Origin of the sequence: Robertmurraya mangrovi (assembly GCF_034427655.1) — a bacterium.
GTDB lineage: Bacteria > Bacillota > Bacilli > Bacillales > Cytobacillaceae > Robertmurraya_A > Robertmurraya_A mangrovi.
Map to the genome: position 1 here is coordinate 101,200 of NZ_JAXOFX010000009.1, position 22,627 is coordinate 123,826.

Here is a 22,627-nt window from a genome sequence, read left to right on the forward strand (position 1 = left end):
ATACTACAAAATATTGAAGAAACAAACAACTTTAGATTCAACCATTCGCAAAAAAGACACTAACTATTTTCAGTTAGTGTCTTGATTTAATATGTATGGCTCCGCAGGTAGGACTCGAACCTACGACCGTTCGGTTAACAGCCGAATGCTCTACCACTGAGCTACTGCGGAATAGTTAATATAATTCCCTAAAGTTAATCAAGCTATGCCGAATGTCCCCATCTCAGAATGTACTACAAGAAGAAGCTCGATGGGTACAACTCGTAGTTAATTCAGTGAAGTAATGCTCGTTGCTCTACCACTGAGCTACTGGGGAATAATTAATACAAAAATAGTATAATCAATTAATTAGTAATTATACAACTAATTAATGGTGGGCCTAAATGGACTCGAACCATCGACCTCACGCTTATCAGGCGTGCGCTCTAACCAGCTGAGCTATAGGCCCCAATTGGAGCGGGTGATGAGAATCGAACTCACGACATCAGCTTGGAAGGCTGAGGTTTTACCATTAAACTACACCCGCAAATAAATAAATGGCTGGGCTAGCTGGATTCGAACCAACGCATGTCGCAGTCAAAGTGCGATGCCTTACCGCTTGGCTATAGCCCAATAAAAAAAGAAATATGGGGCGACTGATGGGAATCGAACCCACGAATGTCGGAACCACAATCCGATGCGTTAACCACTTCGCCACAATCGCCGTAATACATGGTGGCTCAGGACGGAATCGAACCGCCGACACAAGGATTTTCAGTCCTTTGCTCTACCAACTGAGCTACTGAGCCGTATATTTAATCACTATTCAACATATTTTAGCTCCGTCCTTCGTCCCGATTTACGAGGATGAAAAAACATTGAAGTCATTCAAATCGGTACGCTGGATGCATCTTCAAGCAGCTTATTCATCGTGCTCTACCAACTGAGCTACTGAGCCGTATTCAAAAACGCTATTCAACCTATTTTTACTTCGTCCTTCGTCCCGATTTACGAGGATGAAAAAAACAATGAAGTCATTTAAATCGGTACGCTGGATGCATCTTCAAGCAGCTTATTCATCGTGCTCTACCAACTGAGCTACTGAGCCGTATATTTAATCACTATTCAACCATATTTTAGCTCCGTCCTTCGTCCCGATTTACGAGGATGAAAAAACATTGAAGTCATTCAAATCGGTACGCTGGATGCATCTTCAAGCAGCTTATTCAACGTGCTCTACCAACTGAGCTACTGAGCCGTATATTAAAATACTATTCAATTTTCATAAATAAATGGAGGAGGTAGAGGGATTCGAACCCCCGCGCGGTTTGACCCGCCTGTCGGTTTTCAAGACCGATCCCTTCAGCCGGACTTGGGTATACCTCCAAAAAATAATATGGTAGCGGCGGAGGGAGTCGAACCCACGACCTCACGGGTATGAACCGTACGCTCTAGCCAGCTGAGCTACACCGCCAAGATATATTAAGGTAAATTCTCTTTTCACCACTACGTTAAGAATAAAATTAAGGGAATCTTCCTTTTTCACTCCACTACGCTGATTTGAGTCCCCTTAAGTTGATTCAATGGTCGGGAAGACAGGATTCGAACCTGCGACCCCTTGGTCCCAAACCAAGTGCTCTACCAAGCTGAGCTACTCCCCGATATCTAGTTGTAACTGCTTGATAATAATGGCGCGCCCGAAAGGAGTCGAACCCATAACCTTCTGATCCGTAGTCAGACGCTCTATCCAATTGAGCTACGGGCGCAATACTTTTTATTTATCATTATTGAAAAAACTTGGTGCCGAGGACCGGAATCGAACCGGTACGGTAGTCACCTACCGCAGGATTTTAAGTCCTGTGCGTCTGCCAGTTCCGCCACCCCGGCACTTTCATTTGGAGCGGAAGACGGGATTCGAACCCGCGACCCCCACCTTGGCAAGGTGGTGTTCTACCACTGAACTACTTCCGCATTATATTAATTTTCTAGTCATAAGATAAAATATTATGGTGCGGGTGAAGGGAGTCGAACCCCCACGCCTTGCGGCGCTAGATCCTAAGTCTAGTGCGTCTGCCAATTCCGCCACACCCGCAATAAAATATGATACTTCTTTTGCTATCGAAAAGAACAATAATAAGGATACTTCTTTTGATATCGCAAAAATTAAGGAAACTTCTTTTTGCTATAGCAAAAATATAATAAGGGAATCTTTTTTGCTTACGCAAAAAGATTTGGTGAGCCATGGAGGACTCGAACCTCCGACCCTCTGATTAAAAGTCAGATGCTCTACCGACTGAGCTAATGGCTCTCAATAATTTAAAGAAGTAACTTTTTTACTTCACTACGTTACGTGGAAATTAAGAAAATAAGGAAAATTCTTTTTGCTCCACTAACATTCCGCAAAAAAGTTTTGGTGGAGGATGACGGGATCGAACCGCCGACCCCCTGCTTGTAAGGCAGGTGCTCTCCCAGCTGAGCTAATCCTCCAAAAAAAGTTTCTATTACTAAATTACTTCACAGCAACAGTTATAAATACTATCAAATCTAGTTGTTTGTGTCAAGACTAATTTCAGTCTCGCAACTCATTTCCTGCGAGAGTTATTATCTTACTAGTAGAGCTCAAAGAAGTCAATATAATTTAAATAAATCAATACTGGTGGATTTTTACACTAAATTAAATTAAAAATCTCATAATAAACCAAGTTTAAACAGCAACCACTAGTTACCGTTTGAACAGAATATGTTACAATAAAGACGAAAAATTTTAAATTTTCAATGATTTTATTAGGGGGAGAAGTAATGGAGGAAACAGTGGTTAAAGCGATTCAAGATTTTTATCCAGATGATTTTGCTTGGTGTTATGGATGTGGTCGTTTGAATGAAGATGGTCATCATCTTCGTACAGGTTGGCAAGGGGAAAATACAGTTACGATTTATACCCCAGAGAAAAAGTATATGGGTATACCAGGATTTATTTACGGAGGAATGATTGCTTCAATTATAGATTGTCACGGGACAGGTTCTGCCGCACTTGCTCTACATCGTAAGAATGGACATGAAATTGGAGACGGAACTGAACTGCCTAGGTTTGTAACAGCTTCACTTAACGTTGACTTTTTAAAGCCTACCCCACAAGATGTTCCACTGAAAGCAATTGGTACGATTGAAGAAATACATCCAAAGAGATGGAAAATACATACTGAGGTATATGCCAATGATACGCTATGTGCCCGTGGGGAAGTTGTTGCTGTTGTAATGCCAAGTACTTTCTTAAAATAAATCTATCGCATGATTTATTTTTCCCTTTATAAAGCAGTGAGATCCGGAAAACGGCCTCTCACTGCTTTTTTAGAATTTATTTAATACGGAAAGTATCCTATCTATTGATGCATGGTCTTCAGGAGCTGTATCTATATGATTCCAGAGGGTGTTTCCTTTTTCATCAAACACCCATGTTCCCCCTTGTATATATACATCATGGGTTTTCATTGCCTTTTGGACAAGCTTTTTCTGTTCTAGATGTTCTGGAAAGAAAGTTTTAGACCCTTGCATCAAAAATGCCTTTAAAGCCTTAGAAAGTAACTTCCATTTTTTCATTGTCCTATGCCCCATACTCCTATATAGCTCTCGTTTAACGTCGCCATAAACCGGAAATGGGAATGGGCCAAAAGCTTGTTCAAACTGCTCTAAATAGGAACCAATAGAAGGAGTAATAACGATAACTTGAAATCCTGTAGATGTTAATTCGCTATATCTCTCACGCAACTGCGTAAGCATTTCACGACAAACCGGTCAGCCAGGGTGCCTAAGGAAAACAACTAAACTCTTCTTCCCTCTAATAATGTCTCTAAAAGATTGTTCTTCATGAAACGGTCTTTGGAGAAATACATCCATACTTTCACCTCATTAGTGGTTCTAATCTTGTTTCTGAGAATTATCCATCATTTCATTCATTTTCACAAGACTATTTAAATTTAAAAAAAGGACGAGATTTTCTCATCCTAACATTTTACTTCTATTATTAATGGTTATGTTCCTCTTCAGCAGCCATAGCAATTGCTTTCGTTTCGTGGACGGTTCCAAATGGATGTTGTGGTGGTGCATAAATGGAGTACAGCTTTAGTGGTTCTTTTCCTGTATTAATTAAATTGTGCCATTTCCCTGCAGGTATGATAATGGCGTAACCATCAGATACTTTTTGTTGGAAATTAAGTTGTTCTTTTCGATCACCCATTAAAACCATGCCCTGCCCTTGTTCTACACGTAAAAATTGATCAAGATTCGGATGTATTTCTAAACCTATGTCCTCGCCAACATTAATACTCATTAATGTTAATTGCAAGTGGGTTCCTGTCCATATAGCTGTACGGAATGTATTATTTTGCTTTGTTGCCTCCTCTATATTAACGACAAAGGGTTGTTTACCGAAATCGGTAGCACGACTTGACATGGACTCATTTAAATAACCAAACCTTGTGGCACTTTCATGTTCATCCGTTAACGCTCTCAAAAATACATTTTGAAGCTGAGGCTGTTGATGCAGTAAATAGTTTTTATGATATTCGCCGTAGCTTTCAACTTCCTTATTATATGCTTTTTGTAATCCGTCTCTGTAACTTTGGAAAGGAGTTTTCTCGATTTGATACATCGGATGAGATCCAGTTAATTGAATATAGAGATTCGTGAACTGCATCAAATGAGCTTGCTTCTTTTCTATTGAATGTAGAATTTCACTTTTATGCTCTTGATTTGGAGCAAAATGAGCTAACTCTCTATGAAGTTCCATTGCTGAAGCCTCTCTTTTTATAGCTCCAAGCAACGACTCAGCAGCTTGGTGGTAATCTTCTTGAGAATATCTCAACATACTTAAATCAGTTGTCGGAGTGATACCACTAGCGTAATAAGGATATGAATACATATTGGGCATAAAATACATCTTTTTCCCTCCACAGATTTTTAATAAGAGCCTATCTTAAAACTTTCCACTTATAAAAATTGGAAAAAGGCCTTACGAAAATATCATATGCCTATGGGAAAAGAATGTACTTCAATTTATATGAATGGGCCTTCATCCAAGTCACCCAAAGATGTCACTTCATTATAATGAATTCAACGGTATGTTTGTCTCTACTATTCGATAAAAAACACACCACTTCTATTAAAGTAATGTCCTACTTCTAATTTTATTTACTTCTTCCATTATATTGTGCATCAACGCTTCCACTGTTTGGACCTTCGCTAATCTTGGACTTTGCCCGGACCAGAGTGACATGTATGCTGGATTGCTTTGTGCTGTTGAAGCTGACCTCATTTTTTGTGTCAGTGTGTTTTGTACAGGAAATACTGGAAGATTTGATTCATGTTTTTGCATATCCGAAATAAATTGATTTTTTATCCCCCTTGCCGATTTACCTGAAAAGGCACGAGTTAACACGATCTCATCTTCACTAGCATGAAAAATTGCTTCTTTATGAACAGCATTAGCACCACTTTCAACACAGGTTAAAAACGCGGTACCCATTTGAACTCCTTTTGCCCCTAGACAAAGAGAAGCCATTACACCTCTCCCATCCATAATTCCCCCAGCTGCTATAACAGGAATGCTTACACTATCTACAACTTGTGGAATGAGCGACATTAGACCAATTAAACTTTCTTGAACACCACCCAAATAATTTCCTCGATGTCCCCCGGCCTCACTCCCTTGAACGATAACGATGTCCATTCCTCTATCTTCATTATCCAAAGCTTCTCGAACAGTCGTAGCAGTCCCCATTAGGATAATGTTCTGATGTTTTAGCTTAAGAATCACATCCTCTTTAGGAACACCAAAGGTAAAAGAGCAGATTGGCACCTGTTCTTCTATGACAACTTGAATTTGTTCGCTGAACGTTTCGAAAAGTTGGGTTTCAGTAGGAAAATCAAATGACAGTTGAATTTGAAAATCATCATGAATAGGCTGCATTTTTTGGCTAGCATACTGAACCTCTTCTTCGGTAAAATCGAATTCGCTTGGAACAAATAGATTGACTCCAAACGGATTGGAGGTTAGCAGCTTAATTTCTCTAATTTGTTCTCTTAATTTGCTAGGGGTCATGTAACCCGCTCCAATCATACCTAGCCCGCCCGCTTTTGAAACCTCGGCTACTAGTTGTGAAGTGGTTACTCCACCTGCCATTGGGGCTTGAATAATGGGATATTTGATATGTAACTTCTCTATAAGTTCATTTTTTAACATGTAAGACACTTCCTTGTTCGCTTCCTATAAACGATATTTTTTATCCCAGCTTCATTTATCTTACAGTTTACCAGCAGCCGCCCTTGCCTCGTAAGCTCTTGATACACCAGGTTTATTGTTAAGAGGGACTAGAATCTCAAGTGCTTTATTACAAAAATCAACAATTTCAGCACTAGAGACATTAATTAACTTTTTATTCCCTAAGTCGGCAAGGATAATCCAATACCATCCTACCCCTTGCTTATGGTCATCCGTCTCTCCTTTTTCAAAAGCGCTCTTAGCTTCCTCTAATATTGATAGTCCCTCTTCCATTTGTCGATTAGATAAAAGATGGATTGCCGAAGAAAATAAACTTTGAGCATGGGCAATTGAATTTTCTGAGAGTTTTGCATAATCCAGTTCTTTCAGATGAACTTTATTTGCTTCTTCCATATGTCCTAGTTGCCTAAGCATTCCTGCTTGTCTTAAGTATACTTGTGCTAATACCCTAGAAATATCTTTAACATCATCTGTATTACTTTCAATCAGCGAAAGAAGTTCATTTTCTATTTCTCTGTAACTATTTAAGGCTAGTTCAAAATTATTTTTTTGCTCAAGTGTAATAAGCGTTTCCTCTAGTTGTTTTTCTAAAATACTAATAGTCTTCTGCATCATAAACCTCCTAAAGGATGAAAAATATAATTTAAGAGACGACCATAAACTTTCAAATATTCCTTATTTCCTTCTTAAAACTCCTAAATACTCTACCCACGGACCAACATCTGTTCTATACCTCTCCGCCATCACCCTTACAATTTGAGCCATATGAGTCAAATCATGAACGGCCCATGTGGAGATTAATTCCCTCACCTTTACTACCCCGAAAGCTGGGTGTTGCCCTTTTAATTCAAGATAATCTTCTGTTTCTAGTAGAGATTTTAATTTAGCAACATTTTGAATTCGAATCATTTTAAACTCGAGTAACTTCTGATCCATTGAACTTTCAGATTTCTCATTTAGATGAGAGTTTCGATCAAATACGGGAAAGGGTCTCTTTTCACCCTCCTGTAAAATTAACTCTAACCTCGGGATCCAATTATGCTTTTCGCCCTCAATCAGGTGATCAATGACTTCCGTTACATTCCAAGTTCCTTCACCCTCATTCGTAGTCAACCACCCTTTAGATAAGCCAGTTATAAAAAGCTCCAATGTCTGAGGTGTACGTTCTAGAATTTCAATAGCTTCTTCCAAACGAAAATTCATTTTTATACCCCTTTCCGCCCTCTTATTCTCTCGCATATCTATATATATCTTTGACTACGGAAATATACTACAACAATATATTTCGACTAGAAAAATCGCATTGATTAGGGATAAATATCATCGATTTCAGCAAATACTATCGATTCTGGAGTATTTATCATCGTTTTCCGGTAAAGATATCATCGATTCTGGAGTACCTATCATCAATTTCCGGTAATATCTATTGATTCTGGAGTACCTATCATCGATTTCCGGTAAAATATCATCGATTCTGGAGTATTTATCATCGTTTTCCGGTAAGATATCATCGATTTTTAGTAAGATATCATCGAAAATTCAGATATATCGTTTTTTCGACAAATCCCCCTTACACTTTAAAAACTGCTTAACAAAGTATGCAGGATTTAAGTTTTCTCCTGTTGCCTGTTTAATTTTCTCGTTCCAATCATAGACAGCCCCATATTGAAAATAGTTTTCTATCAAATATTGTCCGACTTCTGGTTTAAATAAATCTACAGAAATATGATTCTCTATATAACCTTGAAGCTGAGAGGCTGCCAATTCACCTAATAAATAATTTTGATAAGAAACTGGAGCTAATGAAAAGTGCATTTTTGACGCCCAATCCGGATATGTACAATCTTCTGGTGGATTTAACAATTGTATTTCCTTCACAGTAGTCCACCAAAGCTGGTTTAAATCCTGGTCAGGGTTTTCATATAATGCTTTCTCAAAGTACGAAAAGGTAAGGAACCATCTTGCCGATACAATCATGTCCCGTCGTAGTGCTTTTTCCATTGAAAAGATGACCTTTTCATCATCTACTTCCATGAATTTCTTCAACCACGCTGATGACTTCGTTAATCTACCGAAAAATAGTGCACTTGCTTCCGTAGTCAACGTATGCGATTGAAAGCGTAAAATAAACGGAAGAGTTCTATTAATATACTTGGAATAAACAGCATGTCCTAATTCATGTAAAAGAGCTGTTCCCCAAAACTGATTGTTTTCTAAGTTAATAAGAATCCTAATGTCTCCCGATCGATCAAGGTCCGAGCAAAAACCAAATGGATTTTTATCCTTACGTGCATATAAATCGCTTTGATTTAATATATCATCCACATTTAATCCCATTGAATCAAATGTAGCTCTAGAAACTTTCTCCAAATCTTTATCCTTATAAAAACAGTCAACGTCGATACCTTTTAAAGGAGGTGCCTCCTGAAAAAATGGATCCGTATAATGCCATGGTCGAATATCCTCTATTTTTATGTTCAATTTTTCTGTTATTTCCGTATCAATTTCATTTTTTATTTTGCGGAATTCGAAGTCTGAAATTTTCTTTAAATCATTAAATACCTTAAATACAACATCAATATCTAAATCTTGTGTGATAAAATTCATTTCATAATAATTCGAAAATCCAAGTGAACGTGCATCTTGATTTCTTTTACGAACTAACTTTAGAATTCGTTCTTCCAATTTCTTTACTATCTGTTTACTAGCTAACCAAGCTTGCTTTCTTTCTGACTCACTTTTACTTTCTTTTAAAACTTTTAAAATATCATTATTGGTTATTTCCATTCCATCTACAGTCGGTCTATATGTATTGAAAGCTACTGACAATTCTTTTTCCAGCTCTAATGTTTCATCTAAACTGCTTTGGTCCCGTTGGTTTTTTATCATTTTATTATAAAGGTCATCTAGCTGGCGGCGTTGCACAACTGAGATGGTATCCTCACTTCTAAATGATTTAACCATTTGAAATCGTTCTTTATTAGCGAAATAACTATAATATTCTTTTAATGAATGTTTATTTTTCTCAGCCCACTCTTCTTTGCCAGTTGTGGCGGACATCCAATGGTTAAAGGCAACCCTTTTATATAAAGTCTCTAACTGCTCATTTTGCTTTTCTAAAAAAGCCTCTAAATGACTACTCAAGTTAAAATCTCTCCTTAAGGATCTGATTGATTTAACACTACCAACATAGTAATAATATGTTAAAATATAAGAAAATACAGTTATTTCTTGACAATTTTATCATATCATAAAATAAAAAATCAGTTTACACGTTTAAAAGGGATGAATGAGGGTATAGAAACTTAGAATCTGTTCAATTGGAGGAAATCAGGTGGAATATATATATCAAGAGAATGTTAGTCTAATTGAATTTATCAATGCGAACAACCAAAAATTTGAAAATAGATTGCTTTCAGAGGCAGTGAATGTTAGAGATAAAATAGATGAGATTCTAGAAATCGGTAATATTGACCTTGTGAATAATGCTCATAAACTAGTGATTGATATTATTAATGGGGAAGAGCAGGCCCTAAAGCTTTTTGCTAGACAAGAAGGGATTGCCTGGGCGACTCATTCCATCGTCCTAACCTTCAAATTAGAATGGGTACAAGCGATTAGAAGGACATTATGGATTTTTATTGAAAGTTATAGCTCTTTCTCTAAGAATCAAACTTTCAAAGATTTCTTTGACTTAGAGAAACAAATTAATAATCGAGTCGATCAATTTTTAAATACTTTCTTTATCAGCTACTCTACATATAAGGATTCCTTAATTAAAGCACATAGGGAATTGGTCGAGAAATTATCTGTTCCGATTATCCCTATCAACCCGGCAGTATGTATTTTGCCGTTGATTGGAAGTGTTGATTCATTCCGAACCAGTGTACTTGAGGAAAAAGTACTTACGGAAATCGGACGTACTCGTATGCAGATACTCATTATGGACTTATCGGGAATTGCCGACATGGAAGGCGATGTGATCGACCACTTAATGAAAATTATTGATGGGTCTTCGATGATGGGATGCAAAACGGTGATCACGGGGTTAAGACCAGAAGTAGTTCGTAAAATTATTCATATGGGAGTCACCTTTGATAAAAACACCAAAACACTAGGTACCCTACAGCAAGCGTTAAAAGAGTATTTAAAAGTATAAATATCTGAATGAAAAATCACAAGTTACTTCATATAAACTTGTGATTTTTCTTTTGCCCCCTACTAAGTCACACCTCATATTCGCCTACGATTGTGTTGTGTCAAATTATGCACATTCCGTTCTGGATAAAACAATAACATGTGGAAAGTACTATAAAAGAGAATAAAACGTGATTCACAATGCTCATTTAACTGAGAAAAAGTATCCCTGAAATGTGGTGTAGTTATGGATCTGCTTTTGGATATTTTTCATCATCATCTTTTAAACACCATTACCTATGACCAAGTGCTAAAAGTGGAGAAAGAATATTATGATACTCTTAAAACTTTTTGGAGAGAAAGTAATTTTCTCACGCCTAAATGGTGGTTGCTCGTTACCTTAAGTGTTCTGTCACCTATAGTATGGATAAAGTTTGTTGATAAAAGTAGGATCACCGAAATTACTTCATTTGGTATGTTCTACGGAATTGCAGCAATCATCCTTGATTCGATTGGCAGCAATGCCTTAGTTTGGACTTACCCCATACGTTTGACACCTTACTTGTATCCACAACTATACCCATACGACGTTGGCATTGTTATTATTCCATTTATGTTTGTTTATCAAAGATGGGGGAATGATTTTAAGGAGTTCCTTATTGCAACTGGGCTACTGTCTGCCTTCCTCGCCTTTATGGCTGAAACCTTTATGGAAGCCTTAATGATTTACAAAGAATTTACTTGGAAAAACATCTATTCCTTCCCTATTTATTGGCTGTTAGGACTCATTTGTTGGGGAATTAGTAAGCAATTTAAAAAGTTAGAGCAAAAAAAGCGCTAGGACACCAATGTTGGCACTCTTTCTGCCCAAGCACATCCCACTTTATTACATATAATGCCCTTGTAAAAATAGAGAGATGAATCAGGAGGAATGCATGAATGTATTACGGTTACGAAACACAACGTACCCAAACAAATTTAAATACTCAATACCGCACAATGGTTGATCCCTTTGTTGTCCAAACATTACAAACCGTTGTAGGCAAGGAATTAGTGATACAAACAACAAGAGATACTATCCGCGGGACATTAAAAGATGTTAAACCTGATCATATCCTTATTATGGCTGGAGATTCTCCGTTCTTTATTCGCATCCAACAAATTGTTTCCATTATGCCTGATTAAGATTGCTACCCACACGTAAAGGTCTGATCATAGTTGTACAATCAGACCTTTTTATGTTGCTAAATATATCCATTAGAGACACTTAACGTTTAAAAATACTCTCGAGTTAGTCGCCTACTTACTTTTTCCTTTACTAATAAAAAGGCTCTTATTGAAAGAGTTTGTTGAAGAAAAGAGTAGAGCAGAAATACGTTTAAATAAAGAATAGACCACTGACCACTAGACTGAAATCCAGCTAGTAAAAAACCAATTAAAAGCATGGCCCAATATTGAAAAGTTGCATTACAAACCCGTTTCCAAACTGGAATATAACCATTATTAGTTAAAAATTGCATGGCAATCACCACATACCACATCATATGAATGGTTTCAAACTCAAATAGGCCGTTCATTCCGGTTAACTGATTCCAATCTAAAGAAAAAAGCTGGCTCCAATAAAGCTGATAGGTTAGAGGATCATGAAAAATGTTTGCAAAGGTTTGAAGAAAAAAGAAATAAATACATACGAATCCAATAATGGATATGAACCAATAAGATTGCTTTTTTATTACAAAACGGTAAAGTAAATAGGCTACAATGAGTGCTTGAATGGGAGCTAGAATAAAGTAAATTTGAAAGCGGGCATTAATCAACAAAGAAGGTCCTATCATACTTGCTATTAAACAGATGATTGCAATAACCAACTCTTTTTGTACATGGTTTTTGATGGAACTTGGGTACGTTTGATTAACCTCTGTTTGTAGCATCTCCATCTCACCAAATTGTTCAAGAACGGTTTTTATGGCCTCTTCGCGATTGATATCTTGTTTTTGTAATGCAGCAAAATGGTCATACAAATGCTGCTTCCACTCTTCTTCTAATTCCAGTTTCTCTTCTTTGTCCAAGTCCAAGTTAAGAACCAATTTCTTAATGTATTGCTCGAATGGCTCAATTCGTTCCTGTTTCGACAATCCCATCACCCACTATTCGATGCATCACTTTTTGGAACATATTCCATTCTTGTTTTTGTTCCGCTAACGCCTTTTTACCCGTGTTGGTCATTCGATAATATTTTCGACGGGGTCCGTCACTCGAATTTTCCCAATAACTCTCGACCAAACCGGTTAATTCTAACTTTTTCAAAGCCGGGTATAAAGTTCCTTCCTTGTAGCTCAGATACCCTTCACTAAGTTCCTGGACCTTTTCTGTAATTTCGTAACCGTACATGTCTTTTTCCGATAATAAGGATAAAAGAATGATACTCGTACTTCCTTTTAGAAGCTCTGTTTTATTATTCAACTGGCACTCTCTCCCTTACTATATCGTTATACTACTTACTGTACATCGTATCACTACATAGTAAAGAAAACAATATTTTTCCAAGGACAAAAGCGCAAGCGCCTCGGTCAGCCCCGACAAGCAAATGTTCTTCAACCCTAAAAGTCTGCCTTTCGACTTTTAGGGTTGAAGGTTATTTGACCTCGAGGGGCTAGGCGCTGGAGCTGGACGTGGACAATCAATATAAAAGAGTTATTCACAATGCGAGAAATATATAGTTTTGTAAACAACAAAAAAACTCCTCTATATTAGAGAAGTTTAACGATCTTGATCCATATACTCTTTAATCTTTTTTTCTTCCCAATCAGACCCGAAACGTCCATAGGCTAATGTGGTTATTGCGTGTACTAGGAGTCCAATCCCCCATCCACCAAGCGGATAGAGAAACCACCAATTCCCATAATCAGAATTAAAATTAATAAAAATTAACATGCTATTTACTAAAATGAATACGGTTAAATGAAGATAAAAAGCCTTCAAATTTTGTACTCTTCTTTTTGCTTTTAAGTATTTTTCATCCTTCTCGATTTTCAACACCTCCCCTATCCATTAAATTTCCTGTTTATTTAAATTTGGTTTACAGAAACAAACTTAAAATACAAGTAGATACCCTTTACTAGTCCAATAGTTATAATAATTCTAAACCATTCATTCGAATTCCTTCTTTTGGAAAGGAAATAAGTTCAGGCGGACCATGATTCTAGATTTAAGTATGTGAAATTAATATTTTTTCTACTTTTTGGGTAACAATGTAAATAACATTCCTTGTTGGCAGGTGTAAATTTTGAATGCTCTCTATGCCTTAGTTTGGTTGTTTGCTTTGATTAAATGGGGTGATTATAAAAATTGGAAGAAATATTATCCCACGTTTTTATTTTTTGTTGTAGGGGATTTTGCATATCATTATTTACTTTCAGACATCTATCCAATGTGGAGATACACTCCTCAAGGATTTGATAAGAACATAGATTTAACAAATACTCATATTTCCCTTTCCGTAATGGCTGTAAAATACCCTGCTACTACGCTTATTTATTTATCTAAATTTCCGAAAGAGAACATGATTTATAAAATCTTATATGTTGCTGGCTGGGTATGTTTATACACCATTAACGAAGGGATAGATTTAAAGTTACATTTAATAAAGCATTTTAATGGATGGAATTTATATTGGTCTATCTTGTTTAATATTTTCATTTTTTCTATACTTAAAATCCATTTTACTCGACCGATCGTTGCTTGGTTACTATCTTTTATCTTTATAGTATTTTTATGGAATGTTTTTAATGTTCCTAAAGAGGTCTTTAGGTAATGGAACAGAGTAGATAATGCCATTTCACTCAACTAGTAGTGGGAGCTCTTTAAGTTAAAGAGAAACAGGTTGACTTGCACAAAAACCTATATGCAAAGCATATTTTAAATGGATAGCTAACACTAAAGGAGGACTATCCATGTATTCTAATTCACATTTTTTTCCTCATGTTCCAACATATCATCATGATTATTATCGTATGCCAAATGACATTCAACTTGTTACAGATATTCAGAAAGCAATAAATGCGGAGTATAGTGCTATTCATTGTTATGAAAAGTTAGCCAAGATGGCACCGACAAATGTTGAAAAGCAGAAAATATTTGAGATCCAAAAAGATGAAAAACGGCATCTTGACGAATTTAGCAAAATTCACACAAATCTAACAGGTAAAAATCCATCCTATCAAATTACCGAGGAATGTCCAGACCAGTATAAAGCTGGAATTGAATTTGCTTTCAATGATGAACAAGAAGCGGTTGATTTTTATTTAGACATAGCTGATAAAGCAGCGGATCCCCTTATTAAAGAAAGATTTCGACGTGCAGCAGCAGACGAACAAAATCATGCGGTATGGTTTTTGTATTTTATTCATCAAAACCAAAATAACCACTCAAATAGGCAAACTCAAAACTATGGTGCCCAGGGTGCGTTAAATGCCTCCACTTTAACTATACCTCAAATGTTGACATATGCCCTTCAAGACGAATACTTAGCTCAGGCAAGATATGATGACATTCTTAGAAACTTCGGCAATATTCGTACTTTTGCCCAAATAAAAGAAGCTGAATTAAGACATATAAACGCTTTACTACCACTTTTCCAACGTTATCAGGTACCCCTTCCTAGCAATGAATCGCAATCATTTGTTACCACACCAGAAAGTATTAAAGCTGCATATGCTGCTGGGGTCAAGGGAGAAAAAGAAAATATTTCCATGTACGAAAGATTTCTAACACTAAATATCCCAAATGATGTGCGAATTGTATTTTCTCAACTTCGTAATGCTTCATTAAACCACCTTGCAGCATTTGAAAGAGGACTTGCAAGAGTTTAAGGGGTTCAGGAGGAATATGGGGGACCTCCTCTACTTTTATCGACTATCCCCCTTTTCCATAAAACTAGTTAAAGTATCTACCACAAAATCATCAAGTAGTACACGTTAATTCATAGTAACTCGAGTTAATGATGAAAGACTAAGCTTCAGAATATCAACCGTTACACAATCGGCATTCTACTATTCATATGACAATATTTGATTAACTGGTATTTTAGTTGCTTTGTAAGCGGGGCTAAAACTGGCAATCAATGAGAGGATTAAAACAATGATAAACCAAATGACTATTCCAAGACTTGAGAAAGTATAATCTAAATTAGCATGGAATAATGATTGCCCTACATTATTAGACAACATGATACTAATAGGATAGGCCAGTAATGTCCCAATTAAAAAGCTTATCAAACCAATAATGAAAGCTTCAAGCATCATCATTCTCCAGAGATTGGAATCCGAAGCACCGATTAACTTCATAATTGCAATTTCTTTACTTCTCTCCATTACGTTCAAACTTAAAGAACCCATTAAACCAAGAGTCGCTACCACTGACATGATGATAGACATAAAAATTAAGAATAATATGACAACGTTTGCTCTCGTTTCCTGTATTTCTTTTATTTCCTTAGTGGTAATAGAATGGTGAACACTAAAATGATTCTCTATAAATTTGTTTTTCACTTTCTTAGCTATCCTGTTTTGAACACTTTTTTCATTACTATTTGTTATTAAATGCACAAAAGACAGGTTACCTATTTTTTCATCAACAAAAGGTGCATGATTAACGAAGTGTACGACTTCTCCAGCTACTTTCCTAACAAAGCCAACAATCTTCCAATCATATTCTTTTCCATTTATATTAATGGTCATTTTGTCCCCAACACGTAGATGAGGCTCCGAATTTAATATGTATGAGTCTAAAACAATTTCATTTTTGTTTTGATTTTCAAACCAACGTCCCTTTATGATTTTAGGCTCCATTAAATCCGTTCCAGCCACAGGCTTAGCAATCTTCACTTCCGTTCCAGTTAATCCATCCTGCCTAATAATAGACCCAGTTGCTGCTTGCCAACTCTCTACTTTTTTTACTCCAGAGACAGCTGCTAGTTCTCTCGTTTGTTCTCTATCATGAATGCCACTTACCGCTATACGCACATCGTAATGATTATATTTTAGAGAAGCTTCCAGGGTACTATTCATTGACTCATAGACAGTGATTACCGAAATCACGATCGCTCCACCTAAACTAAGGGTTAGTACCGTTAAAAAGAGTCTAAACCATTTCTTAAAAGTACTTCTTACCGTAAGAAGAAATGGGATGGAAAAAATTCTAATTTTAAGTAAAACAGAGGTAAGTCTATTTTGAGGATATTCGTTCATATCTTGACTCTTTAAAGCTTGCTGAACCGTCATCCTAATACCGTTTAGAACTGGGATGGTCGCGGAAAGAACAGGGAGTCCAACACCTACAATCAATTGCAGAAAGAAGATTTTCCATGAGAAAGGAAGTCCTATACTTTCGAAGTTTAATAATTCAGTTGAGTTGGATGTAAGAAACTTTGCTAAAAATAGACTGATTGGTACACCGACGAACAAAGCAATTAACCCGTAAGAAATGATATAACCAATATAAATCATAAATAAGTTTTGATTACTCGCACCTAATACTTTCATTATTCCTATTTGAGGTATTTGATTCCTCATGATGGAAAGAGTGGTATTAACGACTAGAGATGCCCCTAATATCAAGGTTAAAATCCCTATTGATTGTAAAACCTTGCTCATCGAGTTAACAATGTCAAATCCCCAATGCTTATTCACATCATGAATGATGGTTGATTGCACATAGTATCCGTTTTTAACTATTGCATCCCTAATTTTTTCAGCTGTTTTCAATACTGTTTTTTCTTTATTATTTTTAGTTTTAAAAAGGATTACATTATATTCGGAGATATTGAGGTTTTCAGATGTTTCTTTATTGATGTAACCGTAGGAAGTCTTTGATAGAGTCGTTGTTTCCTTTCCTCTATGTTGGACCGTTCCAGCAACTTGTAACTTGCTAACTTGTCCATTAGATGTCTCTACCCATACTTCGTCACCAATTTTGATATTTAAATACCCTAAAGAAATTCTCTCAAGTAGTATTTCTCCATTCTCAGGTGGCCAATTACCTTTGTTAGGAGTAATGTTATCTAGTGTTTTTGTTTGATTAAAGTCTTGTACAGTTAATTGTAATTTATGCCTCTTATCCTTACCTTTACTCTTTACCTTTATTTGACCGTCATAAATCCCTCTAGTCTCTATCTTTGTTACACCAACTATAGACTTTATTTTATCGACCAATTTAGGATCAAAACCATTTGTAAGAATCGTACCATTAGGAGGGGAAGATTTTGAGATACTATCGTTCATCCCCTTTTCAATCGTATATTTGGTGTGTCCAATCACTCCCACACCGATAACACCTACAGCTATGGATAGTACTACTAGAAAGCTCTTTCCTTTATTACTAAGTAAATCACGTAATATTTTCATAAACTGTAATTTCATTCATTAATCCTCCGGAAAGATCCACCACCTGTGTAATTTCACCATCAACAATCGTAATTTTTCTGTTTGCTCTATTCGCTAATTCCTCATCGTGCGTCACCATTATAACCGTTTTCCCTTTAGCTGCTAGATCCTCGAATAGTGCAAAAATGACCTCTGCTGTCTTACTGTCGAGACTTCCAGTGGGTTCATCTGCTACGATTACAACCGGGTCATTAGCAAGTGCTCTTGCAATTGCCACTCTTTGTTGCTGTCCACCACTTAGTTGATTTGGAAGTTTATCCTCAAAACCGGCCAACCCAACGAGATTTAACAGTTCCTGCGATTTGTTTCTTCTTTCTTTCGGGTGATATTTCCGACAAAATTCCATTGGAAGCATAATATTTTCTAAAACGGTCAATGCAGGAAGTAACTGAAAAAATTGAAAAACCACTCCAATATTCTCCCCTCTCCACCTAGAAATTTTCCGAGTTTTCATTAAGTGGATTCCTTCATTGCCAATCCAAATCTCCCCTTCAGTTGGAGTATCTATGCCGGTAATTATATTCAGCAATGAACTTTTACCACTTCCTGATTTTCCTACAATAGATACAAAATCACCTGATTTTATGGAAAGATTAATGTCTTTGAGTGCTATACAACTATTTTCATCATTTTGATAGATTTTGATAACGTTTTTAATCTCAATTTGCAAATATTCTCCTCCTTTCGAAGTTAGTAAAAATATACCAATTATACTATATTTATATTAATCTACTGTTCTTTTCCATATTAGCCATTTTATATTACCAGAATTAGTAGTGAATTTGTATATCTTAATGAAACAGAGCTACTGCTAAAATCTCTATAATAGGACAGAAAAAAAGGGGCTGCCCAAAAAGTCATTATAAAAATGATTTTTGAGCACAGCCCCTTTTTATTAGTTTACTCTTTCAAACTTTGATGGGTTTAGTAATGTTGTCCGTTGATTTTATAACTAGAATAGGAAGTAGAGAAAAAGACCGTTTTTCTACTTCCTTTATCTTAGGACTTAATGGACAGCCCCTCCTGATCTGAAATTTATTTAATAAAAAATTTTAAAATACACCACGTTCACTTATTCATATGCTTATAATCCAATACCTCTACTTTAAACCCGTGGCTGCAACCAATTTTTGGGCTGTCACAAGACGGAGACACTCTCACTTTAACTAGATCTTGCGAATAACTTCCAGTAACATGTCCTTCATCAGGAACTTGAATACTTATGGAAATATCATAAGAATGATTATTGTTATAAACAATCCCTACTATCCTTTGTGACTGCCAACCAAAGGTAGCAGCATCATTACCTGGATACTCTTCCATCACCCTTTTATCAATGGAAGGAAACACAATGTCTCTAATAATATCTTCTGGTGTGACATACCAATCTTCTGCATATGGTTTGATTTCCTTAGGTTCTGGAGGCTTTTTAGCTATAGCAAAGTTATTTGTAGCAAACATTAATAAAACTGTAATGAGAACGATTATTTTCTTCATGATGCTCACTCCCATAGATTTTTAGAGTTAGAGTGTGCATCTTTAAGTAATATTATCCTTGAAGCATTAGTCTAATAACCACCATACTATTTATTTGTTAGTTCTAATAACACTTCCATTACTTCTTCTATAAAAGAAGGTTCTTTCCATAGTGTGATAGCCTTTAATTCGCCATACTTTTTAATCAACGATTCAAGAACGATATAGCCAATATAATACCCTAAACGTTGAAGTCCGTATCTCTTCCCCCCGTTTATAGAAAACCATTCCAGAAATAAATCTTGATTGGACTGTTTCTTGAAGTCCTCCATAAATGAAGACACAATCTTTTGAGTATTAGTTTCAGCAAAACGCAGCCATTCACTCCCACCTGAATCATATGTAAAGTAAACTGATTCATCCGCTTCCGATATTTGTCTGGAGAGATAAGTTGCACTGCCTTCTTGCAATAACCAGACGAATGGATGTGACCATTGAAGCTCCGACCATTCTATTCCCAATTGATCGGTCAGGATATGATGAAGTGCATGACCAAACTCATGGGCTATAATGACCTTTAGATGATGCTCTTTAGAAGAAAGTTTCTCTAAACAAAATGTAATCTCAGGTATGATTTGCCGATGTGTAAATGCGTTTGATCCATAGCACCCTACAATGACATGAACATCTTTCTCAAACTCTACCTTATATTTTTCCTCATAGCTTGAGGCAACTTGGTAAATCAATGTTTCTATTATTTCGTTAGACTTTTTAATCTCACTTATTTTGGAGGGGTATTGCTGAATAGCATATCTCATCTTTTCGTCTACATTTTTACAATGGTACAGGAAGTATTCCTTGAAATGAGGCTGAAATCTATCGTGGTAAGATTGAAGGAATTGTACAGTTGGTTGGTAATTCTCTAAAAAATATGGAACTGTATTATGAATTTTCATTTTAATTCTCCTACAAAATTCTAATATCACCTTGACTCTCTGGTTATTTTATAATATTCAATAAAAGAAGTATTAATCCTTCATATTGATGTTCCGAATGGCTTTCCTTTTAATCGTACTTGGTTTTTTGTACAAAAAAAGTGCGATTCCCTCCCTAGAGTATCGCACCTAGTTCTATTAAGCTTCTTTTAAAGATTTTTTAACCTTTTAAAGGTTGCAAGTGTTCTACTTTCCATTGCAACCACTGAAACTTTCGAGTATTTCTTGGTAGGAACTGTCGGATTTCCTCCTCATTGTAACCGGCTTGCAGCTTCTTCTTATCCACAATAAGAGGACTTTTCAATAACCTAGGCTCCTTATGGACAATTTCTAGTAATTCTAGTAATGAAAGTTCGTCTATATCTATTTTCATATTTTTATAAGGTAATGACCTTTTAGCGATAATGTCATCCGTACCATCAATGGTTAATTGTAAAATCTCTTGAAGCTCAAGAACAGTTAAGGGATCTTTCAGCAAATCTCTTTCCACGAAAGGAATTTGGTTATTGCTCATCCATTGTACGGCTTTCCTTGTTGATCTGCTGCTTCCTACTCCATATACAGTCACAGTCATTCAACTAACACCTCTATATATAATTTTTTTTAAATGCTTTGTTTGTATATACCTTGCTTTAATAAATTCATACTAAGTTTGAAGGATTCGATTGCCTCATCATCAGTTAAACCCTTTACTGTTTTTTCAATAAGATTGTTAAAGGCTAGTGCAGAGACCATTTTGAAGATATGTAACAACTCTTTATCTCCGCTTATATTCAGGCATTGCCTATTAATTAGTTCACTAACTTTCTGAATCTCTTGGTTATCTAGATAAGTACCCCAAATACTAGTAAAGGAACTCTCTACTCGATGTGTGGTGTAAAGGAGTGCATTTTTAAAAAACTGCTTTTCTTCCTCATCGGATAATGTAATTAAAAAATACGTATGCATTTCAGTTACAGCTTCAATTAAATCACCCTGATGTTTTTCTAACAAAGTGCTAAAATAATTTTTTGCCTTTTTTAATTTACCTTCTAATAAATAGAAATATAAATCATCTTTGTCTTCGAAATATTGATAAAAGCTCCCCCTTGGTATACCAGCTGTTTTGATAATATTCGCTATGGAAGCCTCAAAAAAAGGAACCCTTGTAAACTCTATTTCAGCTGATTCAAGCAGTTTTTTTCTTTTTTCCACTGACAAATTAAAAAATGTTTGCTTTGGCAAAGTTCCACCTCGACATATTGTGTGACATCGTGTCATGTTATGTTTTTATCATATATGACACGATGTCACATGTCAATATTAAACATGACAATGTGTCATATTAAGAAAAGTTTATTACTAGAATAGGGGTCTGTCTTTCTTTCAATAAGAAATGCCATACTCCCTAAGTATGGCACCAGTCAAAAGAGCATTATTCCATTCTTTCTATACTATTTTGTACAATTGACACCATTTCAGTCTCGGCACCCAGACTAAAGTTCAAAAAGACTCCACTACCTCCTCCAGCACCAATGGCTGAAATATAAATATTACTATTCGAACCAACTACAGTAAGACTCAAACTGGCTCTGTTTCCATTTCTCATAAAATATTTATCATAAACTCGAACGGCAATTTTGGTATCTCCAATCGAATAATTACTTTCATCAACTAAATTCATACTTATACCACTATTGCTAATATCACTTTGTAATTGATTAACTACTTTCTCAAATTGACCAATTATTGTCTTCTCATACTTTGCCATAATATCATCCCCCGATTTCACTTTTCATTTTTCTGAATTGCTATTATAATAATTTTATTTTCCTCTAAATAATTGAACTTACTTGTAATACGATTGACATTAAGAATAGTTCCTTCATTATAAATTCTTCTTGTTAGAAAAAGAAAAAAGAGCTGCCGATCCAATTCGATCTTCAACTCTTGCCCCTTCATATTTAATGTTCTATTTCGTATTTATATATACCTTACTATTACTCGATATTATGTGTTTCTTTAGCACAAATGACCCGAAACAACATTAATATTCTAATAGGAGTTTATTTAAAGCTTTACTTTTACCTCCGTTCCATCCTTCAATTTCGCTTCAACAAGGACCACTCCACTGTACTTGGAAAACACCTGCAGCAACGGCTTTAAATCTTTTCTTTTAATTTCTGGGAAAATGAATTGGCTGCCGTCTTTTTCAATTGCTTTGTTTATTATACGATTCATTCTTTTGGATGAAATAAGGAAACTAACCACATGTAAAACCGAATAAGGAACAGGAATAGAAATTCGTTTATCCTTGACTTTCAACTTGACTTTTAACATAA

General features: G+C 35.9%; 22 protein-coding genes, 15 tRNA genes and 1 pseudogene. 6 read left to right on the plus strand and 32 right to left on the minus strand.

The window, feature by feature from the left end:
• Positions 1-96: 96 nt before the first annotated feature.
• The 15 genes from SM124_RS14365 to SM124_RS14435 all read right to left on the minus strand — a co-directional run bounded on the left by SM124_RS14365 (position 97) and on the right by SM124_RS14435 (position 2,466).
• Positions 97-171 (minus strand) — tRNA-Asn (locus SM124_RS14365).
• 200 nt (positions 172-371) lie between these two features.
• Positions 372-448: transfer RNA gene (locus tag SM124_RS14370), tRNA-Ile, on the minus strand.
• 4 nt (positions 449-452) lie between these two features.
• Positions 453-526, minus strand: a tRNA-Gly gene (locus tag SM124_RS14375).
• Between the two features lie 11 nt (positions 527-537).
• Positions 538-612, minus strand: a tRNA-Gln gene (locus SM124_RS14380).
• A gap of 15 nt (positions 613-627) precedes the next feature.
• Positions 628-703: transfer RNA gene (locus SM124_RS14385), tRNA-His, on the minus strand.
• A 9-nt stretch (positions 704-712) separates the two neighbouring features.
• Positions 713-788: transfer RNA gene (locus SM124_RS14390), tRNA-Phe, on the minus strand.
• Between the two features lie 484 nt (positions 789-1,272).
• Positions 1,273-1,365 (minus strand) — tRNA-Ser (locus SM124_RS14395).
• 11 nt (positions 1,366-1,376) lie between these two features.
• Positions 1,377-1,453 (minus strand) — tRNA-Met (locus SM124_RS14400).
• A 110-nt stretch (positions 1,454-1,563) separates the two neighbouring features.
• Positions 1,564-1,640 (minus strand) — tRNA-Pro (locus tag SM124_RS14405).
• Positions 1,641-1,668: 28 nt separating this feature from the next.
• Positions 1,669-1,745, minus strand: a tRNA-Arg gene (locus tag SM124_RS14410).
• A gap of 32 nt (positions 1,746-1,777) precedes the next feature.
• Positions 1,778-1,866, minus strand: a tRNA-Leu gene (locus SM124_RS14415).
• Between the two features lie 9 nt (positions 1,867-1,875).
• Positions 1,876-1,950, minus strand: a tRNA-Gly gene (locus SM124_RS14420).
• Positions 1,951-1,986: 36 nt separating this feature from the next.
• Positions 1,987-2,071, minus strand: a tRNA-Leu gene (locus tag SM124_RS14425).
• A gap of 140 nt (positions 2,072-2,211) precedes the next feature.
• A tRNA-Lys gene (locus tag SM124_RS14430) sits at positions 2,212-2,287 on the minus strand.
• Between the two features lie 103 nt (positions 2,288-2,390).
• A tRNA-Val gene (locus SM124_RS14435) sits at positions 2,391-2,466 on the minus strand.
• A 312-nt stretch (positions 2,467-2,778) separates the two neighbouring features.
• Here SM124_RS14435 and SM124_RS14440 point away from each other — a divergent pair.
• Entirely contained in the window at positions 2,779-3,258 is a 480-nt protein-coding gene (locus tag SM124_RS14440) for a PaaI family thioesterase (protein ID WP_322447218.1), read from the plus strand.
• Between the two features lie 69 nt (positions 3,259-3,327).
• On the opposite strand, the pseudogene SM124_RS14445 reads toward SM124_RS14440, so the two are convergent.
• From SM124_RS14445 to SM124_RS14470, 6 genes and pseudogenes are all read right to left on the minus strand, one after another.
• A pseudogene (locus SM124_RS14445) lies at positions 3,328-3,759 on the minus strand (peroxiredoxin-like family protein); the annotation flags it as partial.
• A gap of 241 nt (positions 3,760-4,000) precedes the next feature.
• On the minus strand, positions 4,001-4,915 hold the full coding sequence (locus SM124_RS14450) for a cupin domain-containing protein (protein WP_322447219.1): 915 nt from the start codon (positions 4,913-4,915) through the stop codon (positions 4,001-4,003).
• A gap of 222 nt (positions 4,916-5,137) precedes the next feature.
• Positions 5,138-6,217, minus strand: coding sequence for an NAD(P)H-dependent flavin oxidoreductase (locus SM124_RS14455; protein WP_322447220.1), 1,080 nt, complete (start codon positions 6,215-6,217; stop codon positions 5,138-5,140).
• Positions 6,218-6,277: 60 nt separating this feature from the next.
• Positions 6,278-6,868 (minus strand): hypothetical protein, encoded by a 591-nt coding sequence (locus SM124_RS14460; RefSeq protein ID WP_322447221.1) that lies wholly within the window; start codon positions 6,866-6,868, stop codon positions 6,278-6,280.
• 63 nt (positions 6,869-6,931) lie between these two features.
• Positions 6,932-7,459 carry a DinB family protein gene (locus SM124_RS14465; RefSeq protein ID WP_322447222.1) on the minus strand — a complete coding sequence of 176 codons (528 nt, stop codon included), beginning with the start codon at positions 7,457-7,459 and terminating at the stop codon, positions 6,932-6,934.
• A 336-nt stretch (positions 7,460-7,795) separates the two neighbouring features.
• Positions 7,796-9,400 (minus strand): gluzincin family metallopeptidase, encoded by a 1,605-nt coding sequence (locus tag SM124_RS14470; protein WP_322447223.1) that lies wholly within the window; start codon positions 9,398-9,400, stop codon positions 7,796-7,798.
• A 190-nt stretch (positions 9,401-9,590) separates the two neighbouring features.
• Here SM124_RS14470 and SM124_RS14475 point away from each other — a divergent pair, with 190 nt between their 5' ends.
• From SM124_RS14475 to SM124_RS14485, 3 genes are all read left to right on the plus strand, one after another.
• Complete coding sequence (locus SM124_RS14475) at positions 9,591-10,415, plus strand: STAS domain-containing protein (protein ID WP_407691412.1); 825 nt, start codon at positions 9,591-9,593, stop codon at positions 10,413-10,415.
• A 225-nt stretch (positions 10,416-10,640) separates the two neighbouring features.
• Positions 10,641-11,234, plus strand: coding sequence for a hypothetical protein (locus SM124_RS14480; protein ID WP_322447224.1), 594 nt, complete (start codon positions 10,641-10,643; stop codon positions 11,232-11,234).
• 98 nt (positions 11,235-11,332) lie between these two features.
• A complete protein-coding gene (locus tag SM124_RS14485) occupies positions 11,333-11,578 on the plus strand; it encodes a YuzF family protein (RefSeq protein WP_322447225.1) in 246 nt (81 codons plus the stop codon).
• 89 nt (positions 11,579-11,667) lie between these two features.
• On the opposite strand, the gene SM124_RS14490 is transcribed toward SM124_RS14485, so the two are convergent.
• The 3 genes from SM124_RS14490 to SM124_RS14500 all read right to left on the minus strand — a co-directional run bounded on the left by SM124_RS14490 (position 11,668) and on the right by SM124_RS14500 (position 13,423).
• Positions 11,668-12,528: a permease prefix domain 1-containing protein gene (locus SM124_RS14490; protein WP_322447226.1), complete on the minus strand. Its 861-nt coding sequence runs from the start codon at positions 12,526-12,528 to the stop codon at positions 11,668-11,670.
• Positions 12,506-12,856, minus strand: coding sequence for a PadR family transcriptional regulator (locus tag SM124_RS14495; RefSeq protein WP_322447227.1), 351 nt, complete (start codon positions 12,854-12,856; stop codon positions 12,506-12,508). The genes SM124_RS14490 and SM124_RS14495 overlap by 23 nt, the downstream gene beginning before the upstream one ends.
• Positions 12,857-13,153: 297 nt before the next feature.
• Complete coding sequence (locus SM124_RS14500; RefSeq protein ID WP_322447270.1) at positions 13,154-13,423, minus strand: 2TM domain-containing protein; 270 nt, start codon at positions 13,421-13,423, stop codon at positions 13,154-13,156.
• Positions 13,424-13,679: 256 nt separating this feature from the next.
• On the opposite strand from SM124_RS14500, the gene SM124_RS14505 reads away from it, so the two are divergent.
• Positions 13,680-14,207, plus strand: a complete 528-nt coding sequence (locus tag SM124_RS14505; RefSeq protein ID WP_322447228.1) for a CBO0543 family protein — start codon at positions 13,680-13,682, stop codon at positions 14,205-14,207.
• A 139-nt stretch (positions 14,208-14,346) separates the two neighbouring features.
• Entirely contained in the window at positions 14,347-15,264 is a 918-nt protein-coding gene (locus SM124_RS14510; protein ID WP_322447229.1) for a ferritin family protein, read from the plus strand.
• A gap of 180 nt (positions 15,265-15,444) precedes the next feature.
• On the opposite strand, the gene SM124_RS14515 is transcribed toward SM124_RS14510, so the two are convergent.
• The 8 genes from SM124_RS14515 to SM124_RS14550 form a co-directional block, all read right to left on the minus strand.
• Positions 15,445-17,811, minus strand: coding sequence for an FtsX-like permease family protein (locus SM124_RS14515; protein WP_322447230.1), 2,367 nt, complete (start codon positions 17,809-17,811; stop codon positions 15,445-15,447).
• Positions 17,780-18,505, minus strand: a complete 726-nt coding sequence (locus SM124_RS14520) for an ABC transporter ATP-binding protein (protein WP_322447231.1) — start codon at positions 18,503-18,505, stop codon at positions 17,780-17,782. Before SM124_RS14520 ends, SM124_RS14515 begins: the two co-directional genes overlap by 32 nt.
• Positions 18,506-18,903: 398 nt before the next feature.
• On the minus strand, positions 18,904-19,332 hold the full coding sequence (locus SM124_RS14525; RefSeq protein WP_322447232.1) for a hypothetical protein: 429 nt from the start codon (positions 19,330-19,332) through the stop codon (positions 18,904-18,906).
• An 86-nt stretch (positions 19,333-19,418) separates the two neighbouring features.
• Positions 19,419-20,267, minus strand: coding sequence for a DUF5700 domain-containing putative Zn-dependent protease (locus SM124_RS14530; RefSeq protein WP_322447233.1), 849 nt, complete (start codon positions 20,265-20,267; stop codon positions 19,419-19,421).
• Positions 20,268-20,466: 199 nt separating this feature from the next.
• Positions 20,467-20,880: a Spx/MgsR family RNA polymerase-binding regulatory protein gene (locus tag SM124_RS14535; RefSeq protein ID WP_322447234.1), complete on the minus strand. Its 414-nt coding sequence runs from the start codon at positions 20,878-20,880 to the stop codon at positions 20,467-20,469.
• A 29-nt stretch (positions 20,881-20,909) separates the two neighbouring features.
• Positions 20,910-21,530, minus strand: a complete 621-nt coding sequence (locus SM124_RS14540) for a TetR/AcrR family transcriptional regulator (protein WP_322447235.1) — start codon at positions 21,528-21,530, stop codon at positions 20,910-20,912.
• Positions 21,531-21,720: 190 nt separating this feature from the next.
• Positions 21,721-22,056 (minus strand): DUF6054 family protein, encoded by a 336-nt coding sequence (locus tag SM124_RS14545; protein ID WP_322447236.1) that lies wholly within the window; start codon positions 22,054-22,056, stop codon positions 21,721-21,723.
• A 299-nt stretch (positions 22,057-22,355) separates the two neighbouring features.
• Complete coding sequence (locus SM124_RS14550; RefSeq protein WP_322447237.1) at positions 22,356-22,625, minus strand: hypothetical protein; 270 nt, start codon at positions 22,623-22,625, stop codon at positions 22,356-22,358.
• Between the last annotated feature and the right edge of the window lie 2 nt (positions 22,626-22,627).

Excerpts from the sequence above, each read along its gene's own strand:
- SM124_RS14485 (WP_322447225.1), top strand. The coding sequence starts at position 11,333 with ATGTATTACGGTTACGAAACACAACGTACCCAAACAAATTTAAATACT.
- SM124_RS14480 (WP_322447224.1), top strand. The coding sequence starts at position 10,641 with ATGGATCTGCTTTTGGATATTTTTCATCATCATCTTTTAAACACCATT.
- SM124_RS14465 (WP_322447222.1), bottom strand. The coding sequence starts at position 7,459 with ATGAATTTTCGTTTGGAAGAAGCTATTGAAATTCTAGAACGTACACCT.
- SM124_RS14440 (WP_322447218.1), top strand. The coding sequence starts at position 2,779 with ATGGAGGAAACAGTGGTTAAAGCGATTCAAGATTTTTATCCAGATGAT.
- SM124_RS14455 (WP_322447220.1), bottom strand. The coding sequence starts at position 6,217 with ATGTTAAAAAATGAACTTATAGAGAAGTTACATATCAAATATCCCATT.
- SM124_RS14515 (WP_322447230.1), bottom strand. The coding sequence starts at position 17,811 with ATGAAATTACAGTTTATGAAAATATTACGTGATTTACTTAGTAATAAA.
- SM124_RS14530 (WP_322447233.1), bottom strand. The coding sequence starts at position 20,267 with ATGAAAATTCATAATACAGTTCCATATTTTTTAGAGAATTACCAACCA.
- SM124_RS14545 (WP_322447236.1), bottom strand. The coding sequence starts at position 22,056 with ATGGCAAAGTATGAGAAGACAATAATTGGTCAATTTGAGAAAGTAGTT.
- SM124_RS14510 (WP_322447229.1), top strand. The coding sequence starts at position 14,347 with ATGTATTCTAATTCACATTTTTTTCCTCATGTTCCAACATATCATCAT.
- SM124_RS14525 (WP_322447232.1), bottom strand. The coding sequence starts at position 19,332 with ATGAAGAAAATAATCGTTCTCATTACAGTTTTATTAATGTTTGCTACA.
- SM124_RS14550 (WP_322447237.1), bottom strand. The coding sequence starts at position 22,625 with ATGTTAAAAGTCAAGTTGAAAGTCAAGGATAAACGAATTTCTATTCCT.
- SM124_RS14450 (WP_322447219.1), bottom strand. The coding sequence starts at position 4,915 with ATGTATTTTATGCCCAATATGTATTCATATCCTTATTACGCTAGTGGT.
- SM124_RS14535 (WP_322447234.1), bottom strand. The coding sequence starts at position 20,880 with ATGACTGTGACTGTATATGGAGTAGGAAGCAGCAGATCAACAAGGAAA.
- SM124_RS14460 (WP_322447221.1), bottom strand. The coding sequence starts at position 6,868 with ATGCAGAAGACTATTAGTATTTTAGAAAAACAACTAGAGGAAACGCTT.